Here is a 7,075-nt window from a genome sequence, read left to right as displayed (position 1 = left end):
CGAGAGACCTAGACGACTTCATCATTACAAAACAGCAAAATTTCTGTTTGGGCTAGCCCAAACAGCCTAATCAATGGGATCCTAGTCTATCCACGAACTTGTTGCACTTGACTTGACAATGTGTCTAATTTATTTAATGGATAATATGACAATACACCTAATGTAGGATAATCAATTAATAAATCTTGTAACAAAGCAAACATTAAATTTTCTGAATCAAATCGTGATATTTTTGCTCTGCTCTTTAAATATTCTTTTCTTCTTTCCTCATATTGCTTATAAAGGTAATCAAAAATCGAACAAATTTGACTGTCTTTTACATCAAAATTTTGATACTTTATGTAACCAAGCAGATCACTGATATTTTTCCCAGATTTCTGCTTATTTCCAGAAGTAACTAAAATTAACTTATTCTTAGCTCGAGAAATAGCAACATTCAAAAGATGAGGATCATCAGTAAAACGAGTAATTTGGTTATCAACTGTGGTAATAATCATTGTATCATCCTCACGTCCTTGAAATTTATGCACAGTATCGCTTGAGTAAGTATTTAACTGTTGTCTTAAAAGATTAACTTGATTTCTGTAAGGTGCTATAATCCCTGTATTGTTGGCGTTTAAATGATATTTATCAATAATTTCTTGTTTAATAATATCTAATTCTCTCTGATTGGTATGTTGACGAGCATGATTTCCCTCAACTGATTTATGAACTATTAAAACATCCGTCTCATTATGATCCTCAGTCATTGCTAAAAGTTCCCCGTTATAAAACTTTTGATTACAAAATTGAATAATCTTAGGATGACATCGATAATGTTCTTGGAGTAATGTCTGTTTTGCTTCTGGAAAAAGAGAAATCATAGTTTCAAGAAAACTGTTTTTAAAACTATAAGTCGGTCCAATACGATACTCTTTCCTAATCTTCTCGGTTTTATCTCTCATTTCCTTCGTAACAATATTTGATAACTGCTGACTATCTCCTACCACAACTACATTTTTTGCACAAGAAAGTGCCAACGCACCTGTTACAATATCAACTTGGGAAGCTTCGTCTATAATCAAGTAATCATAAATAATATCTTTGTTCAAACTGGACTTGGCTGAAAAGGTTGTACTTAAAACAATCGGATAATCTTTTAAAAATTGCTTAGAACCTTTAAAATATTTCAACTCATTTTGAGTAAATACTTGACGTGCTTCACCAGCTTTATATTGTTTGGATAAGAAAGATTTTAATACCGATTTTGATTCTCCAATTAATAATTCAAGCCTTTCATCACCATTAGACTTATTATATTTGTCTTCTAAAATTCTTAATTCACTATTTAACTCTTTAATTTTTTGCTCATAAAAATGTTTTTGAACAGTTGCCGTTAGCTCTGAATACTCTTGCTCGTAAAATGACCAATCTCGAATCTTGTATTTAAAATAGCTCTTTATCTTAAAAAATAATCCAAGCTTTTTGTCTGAATTATAATGGTTCTCACAATCTGCTAATAAATCAAGAAATTTTTGAGCTGAAATACTACCTAGTTCAATATCTGAAAAATGATTTAATTTTAAAAAATCTTTGAAATGTTCATACTCAATTTCTATAGTAGATATTTCATATTTTAATGCAGCAATTCGTTCTCTATTCTCAAAAAGTTTTGCTAACACATTAAAATCGCTATATTTACTATTTTCCTCTATTGCTACTTCTGGTAAGTAATTTGGATAAACTTCTAATTGTTCCTCCATAAAACGACTCTTATTTTCTGCTTTCCCTAAAAAAGCTGATAAAAAATCTAATCTATAATCTGATTCCTCAAGCTTTTCTCGAATATTTTCAATAGCTGAATTATTGTTTGAAACAACAAGGGCAGTTTTTTCTTGGAGAATAATATTGGAAAGTATATTTAAGATAGTCTGTGTTTTTCCTGTTCCAGGTGGCCCTTGAATAATACTAATTTGATTCTCCATCGCATTTTTAGTTGCTTCACGCTGACTTCTATTACAACCAAATGGGAAAATTAAATTTTCTACATTTCTACACTGATGCTCTAACTTAGGATTTAAAAAATTGGAAAGAACTGTATCTTTTGACAAAAAGTTAATCTTTTTATAATAGTTTTCTAAAAGACTTGTTTCATCATTCTTTATTTCACTCAACTTAGACAACTCTTTTAAATAATTAAATACTTTACCTGCTTCTTCATTCTTAAAAAAAGACTCTTCAACTTGTAAATCTGCTTCATCTACTATGGCTTTTTTATTAGAATTAGTAAATGTAAAAAGAATTTTAGCTTTATTACCACATATATATCGCTTTACAACAGATACATTATTATAAAAATTATACCCTCTTCTAGCATATCTTAAGTTGTCCGTACTTAACTCACCGTAATATCTATAAATCTCAATATTTTGACTATTGTATGAATAGGACTCTCCATTAGTATGAGTTACTAAAATTCTTCCATCACTTTCAAACTTATAATCCAAAACCTGAGAAGTTTTATCTTTACCTTTGATAAATATTAGACTATTTAAATCTTCTTTCATGATTTCATCACCACTATCAATTTTATATCACTATAGCATAATTAATTAATTTACTTACTATACAAACCAATTTTTTTTATAATAATCGGCACCCGCCCCCAGTTTTGTTCCTGAATATCTGAGCCGCCTAGTTGATAGACTCTGTCGGCTTGCTGGGTCATGGCGTCCCACGGTTTGGCACCGATACGAGCGGTCATTTCCACAGATTTTTTCACGGACTTGAGATGTTGCTGACCTTTCTGTGTGAAGCCCAAGACATGGATCTCTTCTGGTAAGGCTGTTTCTTTAGCATTGACCAAAATATAGGTAAGAATACGTCGCACCCGCGCCTTAGTGTAGCGTTTGGTCACCACCCTATCCACCAAATCATCAAAGTTAACCGCCGTCTTAATAGCCTCTTTGATTCGGCTAGCCAGCTCCTCATTGACCTGAAAAATAGCGGTCAGATCAAGATTTGTCATAATTTGATACTTGAGTAGAGGAAAATAATTCGCCCAGTTGACCTTCGTTGTCTGCTCTAAGAGCTGAGGATCAGGCATGGTTTTCCCTAAAAATTCTCGATCATTCAAATGTTTACGAATAGCAGTGGCTGAGGCAATTTGCTCTCGCTTGCTTTCGGAATGATAGCCTGCTCCAATGCGCGAAATAGGCGCTAGTTTGATACCGTAGGCTGCGCAAGCCTTGGCATAAGCTAGACCCAGAATATGATTAGGAGTATTTCCAGAAAAATCTACACCCGCAAACTTTTCCCACATGTTCTGGGTCTTCTGGGGATAAGACAGACTGTCAGGTAACTGGGAAAGAAAGGTCTCCATCTCAGCCCCCTTAGCTGCATAAATATCTGAAATAGCTTGATAATCCAGAGCTTCCTCAGTTCCAAAGACCAACTGATCAATGCCCAATCGTGCCAATATATCCACAGCCCCCCGAGCAAAATAATCAGCTGACTGAACCGACACCAAAAACGGCAGCTCAATCACTAAGTCAGCACCGCTTTCTAAAGCCATCTGCGCCCTTGTCCACTTATCAATAAGGGCAGGCTCACCCCGCTGGACAAAATTACCAGACATAGCAATGATCTTGACACCTTCTGCCTGATCCAACAGATACTTGTGCCCATTGTGAAAGGGATTGAATTCAGCGATAATGCCTGTTGCGGTCATGAGGTTTCCTCCATTTTAGCCTAAAAGCCAGCTATCTAAAAAACAATAAGATGATAAATCAGTTATCAAGATAATAGCTGATAAAAAAATCATTCCTGTTATACCACATCTGATAGGTTGCCGATATCTTTTATAGAAAGCATTAAATTTACCAATAAAGACATGATGTTTGTTGCACATAACAGCTAAAATCAGCAAGAATAACGGACTTTGGCTGATGAGTACCCAGAGAAGATTGTAGAGCAGCGATAAGAGAGTATTATTAACTTGACCGGACAAGGCTAGCACGGCTAAAAAAGTTGGATCCATAATGGCTGTGGAAATCACGAAGAGAGCTGCTGCGTAGATTCCCTTGCTATTCTTTTGACTATTTTGATTGCCCAGATCTTCTATTGCCAGCAGACGTTTGATACCCCAAGCTATTAAAACAGCAATAAGCACCAAATAAATCCAAACCCATACTCTATCAGGAAGTTGACCAAGGGCTTGTGCTAGATTAGATATCCCATTACCCAATATGAGTGATAAACTGAAACCTAGCAAAGCTGTTCCAAACAGGATTAAGCCACCAAAAAGATAGACTTTTTTAAGAGGTAAACCTACTGCCTGCATGGTCACCAGCAATATCATGCCAACAGGATCAATGCCCGCTAACGCCAAGCCTATGACAAAAGCCAAATCCTTCATAACTGTTCCTCCCTACTTCTCACACAAAAAGAACCATCTTTTGCTGGTTGCTGTCGGCTCTTTGTCTTCAAAGTCCGCATAGACCTTGACCTCTTTAAAACCAGCTTGTTCCAATAAGACATCGTAGGTGAGAAGCTCGTAGGTGCGCTCTTCGTGAACTTCGTCAAAGCGGGTAAATCGACCATCCTCATCCTGAATAAAAAAGGTTAACTCATGTACGATGGAGTGAGGCGCCTCGTCCTCATAACTATCCCAAACCATAGCAAACTCTTCCGCATTTTCATGATAGGAATAGCCCGGAAAGGCCTCATCAATCTGGTAAGTTGAGTGAACATCAAAGATAAAGATCCCACCGTCATTGAGGTGATTATAAACCTCCTGAAAAGTGTCCCCTACCTCCACTTCATCTTGTAAATAGCAGAGCGAGTCCGAATAACAGGTCACAAAATCGAATGTCCCAAGACCAGAGAGATCCAGCATGTTCCCCTGCTGGAAATTGATCCTTTGCTTAGCAGATGTCGCCCGCTTTTTAGCAAGATCCAGCATCTCCTGACTGAGGTCAAAGCCTGTCACTTCAAAGCCAGCCTGCGCAAAATGAACCGACTGAATCCCTGTCCCACAAGCCAACTCTAGCAGCTTTTTCCTGCCCTTTGGAAAATGGCGCAGCGAAAAGTCCGTCCATTGATCATAAAGTGAATCATCCATGATACTGTCATAGACGGAAGCAAATTTTTCGTAATTTTTTTCCATAGTCTTTTTCTTTTTTTGATATTGTCCTTAAGCAGTACGGACGTAAGCGAACCTTTGGTTCCATTACTAAACTTCAAGTCAAAGTCTTGAAGTTTCCGCCGTCCTATAACCATGAACGGTTATAGGACTCTTACTGCGGAGGACAATATCTTAACAGGCGACCTACGGTCGCTAATACTTTCCATTCAGTTGTTCAAAAACCTTGCCCGGCGGCAAGGTTCTCGTTTACGCTAAGTATTCTGATACATCCACCATTGGTGCTTCGTGCCAGAGTTTTTCCAGATTGTAGTGCTCACGTGCCTCTCCAGTAAAGATATGAACAACCACATCATTGAGATCAAGAAGCAGCCACCCTGTTTTATTATCTCCCTCAATATGGCTAGCATCACCACCAGCTTCTTTGACCTTTTCACGGATATTATCCGAAATAGCCTCCAGCTGACGGCTATTCATAGCACTCATAATCACAAAATAATCGGTCAAGCTGGTCAAACCCGCCAAGTCCAAAGCCACAATATCCTCAGCCCGCTTTTCATCTGCGGCCTCTACAACAATTTTCAATAATTCATCTTTAGTCATTAATTTTTATTTCCTTTAATCAAATAATTCCCTAGAACCAAAACTTAAAACAGCTCCTGGTCTCCACCATCTAGGTCTCCTTCAAATAATTGACATAAGCATTGTAGGTCTCAATGGTCTGTGGATAGATGGGGACAGCTTGATGAGCCAAATGCTCAATGGTATGGGCTGTTTCATAGGCAACAGCCTTATCCAAAGATACTTCGGCCAGTTGACGCGCTTCTTCAACGCCTGGGAAATGACGATTGTCTTCGATATAGTCAGCTACATAGACAATCTTAGCTAAGACACTCATATCCTTGCTTCCTGTCGTATGATCTTCAATAGCAGCTAGGATTTCAGAATCTGTTATCCCTAGATCTTCCTGAATCTTATAAATACCGACCTTGCCATGCCAAATATTATTGCCCCAGTTTTTCAAGTCTGGATCCAAACTATACTTGTCAATCAGAGCCAGAAACTCCTCATCAGAGAGTTCCTTGGCATAGTCATGGAGGAGGCCTGCTAAACCTGCTTTTTCAGGATCATAACCATTTTGCCTAGCTAATGTCATAGCTGAGTTTTCCACACCTAGACAATGTTGAAAACGCTTCTGACTGAGTCTTGATGCCATAAGAGACAGAAGTCCGTCTCGATCATAGCCAAAACCAATATAATCTTGATACATCAGCGATAGAGCCCCGCTTTCTTGATATAGGCTAAGACTGACTGAGGCACCATAAAGTTGGGGGTATGGCCAGCCTTAATCAAGTCACGCACACTCGTTGAGGAAATATCCATTAGAGGCACATCAACCCAGATAACCGGATAAGACGTTCCAACCCTATACTTAGGACGCTGCACCCCAACAAACTGCACCAGCTCAACCAACTCGTCAATGCGGTGCCACTTAGGAAGATATTCCACCATATCCGCCCCGATGATAAAGTAATAATCCGTATCGGGATTCTTCTCCGTCAGATACTTCATCGTATCATAGGTGTAGCTAATGCCTTGGCGTTCCAGCTCAATCGTCTCGATATCCAAACCTTCGATACCATTGATAGCCAACATGAGCATATTGAGACGGTGTTTTTCATCAATCGTCTCTTTCTTATCAACATGAGGAGGGGTGAATTCCGGCATGAGAAGAACCTCGTCCAAACATAGCTGCTGACGGACCTGGTCAGCGACCAACAGATGAGCATTGTGGACAGGGTTAAAATTACCACCTAGAATACCAACCTGTTTGCGACCAGTTTCTTCGACCTTTTCCTCCAGCTCTACCTTGGTAAAGGGAGTGACTAAATCCAGAGCCATAGCATCCTCCTCCTAGCTTTAATGACCTTCATTATAGCACAAATAAGGGTA

At 38.4% G+C, this 7,075-nt stretch carries 6 protein-coding genes and 1 pseudogene; all 7 read right to left on the bottom strand.

Features of this window, described 5'->3' with window-relative positions:
- Positions 1-86: 86 nt before the first annotated feature.
- Positions 87-2,546, bottom strand: a complete 2,460-nt coding sequence (locus AC4HAJ_RS05445) for a DEAD/DEAH box helicase (protein ID WP_491079145.1) — start codon at positions 2,544-2,546, stop codon at positions 87-89.
- Between the two features lie 50 nt (positions 2,547-2,596).
- Positions 2,597-3,709 (bottom strand): nucleotidyltransferase, encoded by a 1,113-nt coding sequence (locus tag AC4HAJ_RS05440; protein WP_491079144.1) that lies wholly within the window; start codon positions 3,707-3,709, stop codon positions 2,597-2,599.
- Positions 3,710-4,129: 420 nt separating this feature from the next.
- Positions 4,130-4,339 (bottom strand): annotated as a pseudogene (locus AC4HAJ_RS05435) (hypothetical protein); the annotation flags it as partial.
- A gap of 69 nt (positions 4,340-4,408) precedes the next feature.
- Complete coding sequence (locus tag AC4HAJ_RS05430) at positions 4,409-5,146, bottom strand: class I SAM-dependent DNA methyltransferase (RefSeq protein ID WP_491079143.1); 738 nt, start codon at positions 5,144-5,146, stop codon at positions 4,409-4,411.
- A gap of 225 nt (positions 5,147-5,371) precedes the next feature.
- Positions 5,372-5,725 carry a ribosome silencing factor gene (gene rsfS / locus AC4HAJ_RS05425; RefSeq protein WP_491079142.1) on the bottom strand — a complete coding sequence of 118 codons (354 nt, stop codon included), beginning with the start codon at positions 5,723-5,725 and terminating at the stop codon, positions 5,372-5,374.
- 70 nt (positions 5,726-5,795) lie between these two features.
- Complete coding sequence (gene yqeK, locus AC4HAJ_RS05420; RefSeq protein WP_491079141.1) at positions 5,796-6,392, bottom strand: bis(5'-nucleosyl)-tetraphosphatase (symmetrical) YqeK; 597 nt, start codon at positions 6,390-6,392, stop codon at positions 5,796-5,798.
- Positions 6,392-7,024: a nicotinate-nucleotide adenylyltransferase gene (locus tag AC4HAJ_RS05415; protein WP_491079140.1), complete on the bottom strand. Its 633-nt coding sequence runs from the start codon at positions 7,022-7,024 to the stop codon at positions 6,392-6,394. The genes yqeK and AC4HAJ_RS05415 overlap by 1 nt, the downstream gene beginning before the upstream one ends.
- Between the last annotated feature and the right edge of the window lie 51 nt (positions 7,025-7,075).

The sequence above is a fragment of the Streptococcus sp. ALY_211 genome, from assembly GCF_058314555.1.
This window is presented reverse-complemented; position numbering and strand designations above follow the sequence as displayed.